The organism is Ornithinibacter sp., from assembly GCF_035443565.1.
Taxonomy (GTDB): Bacteria; Actinomycetota; Actinomycetes; order Actinomycetales; family Dermatophilaceae; genus Fodinibacter.
Map to the genome: position 1 here is coordinate 9,365 of NZ_DAORSO010000083.1, position 1,685 is coordinate 11,049.

Genomic DNA, 1,685 nt, shown 5'->3' on the forward strand with positions numbered 1-1,685 from the left:
CGCGTGGCGCGAGTCCGTGGCCGGCATCCGGTCTGCTCCGGCGTTCGCCGTCTGGCGGCTGTGGTTCTCCGACCTCGTGGCGCCCGAGCGGGCACCGTTCCTCGGGACGAGCGGCTACGGGCCCCTCGACAACATCTCGGTGCTCGAGCGCTTCGAGGGCCACGCCACCCGGTGGACCGCTGAGCACGGCGGGTCGGTCGTCGAGCTGCACGCCTACGCGCTGCCCGAGGGGACCGTCGAGAGTGAGCTGCGCGACTCGATGCTGCACGAGCTGCACCGGGTCTACCCCGAGACGGCCACGATGACGGTGCTGCACGACGAGTGGGTGGTCGAACGCGACTGCGTGCTCGTCGGGCTAGAGCCGTGGCGCTCACGGCCCGGAGTGCGCACCCCCGACTCCTCGATCGTCCTCGCCGGCGACGCCGTGCGCTGCGACCTGCCCGTGGCCCTCATGGAGCGGGCCGCCACCACCGGCTGGATGGCCGCGGACCTGCTCCTCACCGGGTGGGGACTGCCCGGTCACGGCGTGTGGTCGGTGCCGATGGGCTCACGCCTGGGTGCGGTTCCGCGGGTGGCCCGACGCGGCATCCGGCGTTACCGCTCGGCGGCGCGGCGCAGTTCGTAGAGGCGGGCTGCGTAGACGAGGTCATCGGCCCAGAGCTGGGTCGCCGAGGCCCGCATGCCCACCTTGACCAGGGGGGCGAGCCCGCGGGCGACCCGGAAGCCGAACCGCTCGGACGTCGCGATGACCGCCTCGGTCATGACCGTGCGCGCCGGGTGCACCCCGGGGGCGGTCAGCGGCGTGGCGTGGGTCTCGACGACGCTGCCGGTGCCCTCACCGTCGGTGATCGTCATGATGATGGTGTGCGAGTCGGGGCAGGTGAACTCGGCCCGCACCGGCACCGCGAAGGTGCGGCCGAGGCGGTAGGCGACGTCGAGCACGAGCTTGTCGGGGGTTGACGCACCCTCGTCGACGGTGAGGTCACTGAAGGCGTAGGGGTGCAGCCAGGCACCGTGCCACGGGTCGAGACGGTTCGCGATGATGTCACGCGGTTCGCAGGTCACGGGCAACGAGATGACCGAGGCGATGGAGGCGTCCAGCGGTGGGCGGGTCGCGAGCACCGGTGTGTCCGTCGGCTGCACGCCCGGCTCGACCTGGCCGAGGCGCACCCACACGAGCACCCCGTCGTCGTGGGAGGCGTACGTCGCCCACGCCCGGCGGGTCGTGCGTCCGAGCGGCATCCCGTGCCACTTGCACAGCACGGTGCCGTCGACGACGTCGCAGTCCTCGAGGCGGGCGCCGAGGTGGGGGCAGGCTCCCGGCCCGGCCAGCACCGAGCCGTCGGTGTCGCGCCACAGCACGACCTCGCGGCCGGCGATGGTGCGCATCAGGGTGCGGTCGGCCGGCACGTCGCTCGACGCGGCGGCGACGAGCCAGCCGTGGGTGGGTCGGCGCATCGCCGCGGCGAGGGACTCGTCGATCTTCACGGGCTTGGCATCACGCCAGGTGCCGCGCAGGTGGTCGGGCGTCGTCTGGGGGAGGTAGCGCACCGGCACGCGGTGACGCACCTCCTCGCGGAAGGACCGGTCGGTACGCAGCAGACTCACCCCACAACGCTAACCCGCGCGGGGGTGCGGCCACCAGATTGGCCAGCGACCGGCATCCCGGCCTGTCTAACCCCACG

The 1,685-nt window shown here is 73.1% G+C and carries 2 protein-coding genes; one reads left to right on the forward strand and one right to left on the reverse strand.

Annotated elements, in window-relative coordinates; translation table 11 throughout:
* A partial coding sequence (locus PLL68_RS09660; RefSeq protein ID WP_324533551.1) for an FAD-dependent oxidoreductase occupies positions 1–625 on the forward strand: 625 nt, incomplete at its 5' end.
* Here the strand turns inward: PLL68_RS09660 and PLL68_RS09665 are convergent.
* Entirely contained in the window at positions 595–1,608 is a 1,014-nt protein-coding gene (locus PLL68_RS09665) for a Rieske (2Fe-2S) protein (RefSeq protein WP_324533552.1), read from the reverse strand. The genes PLL68_RS09660 and PLL68_RS09665 overlap by 31 nt on opposite strands.
* Positions 1,609–1,685 lie beyond the last annotated feature (77 nt).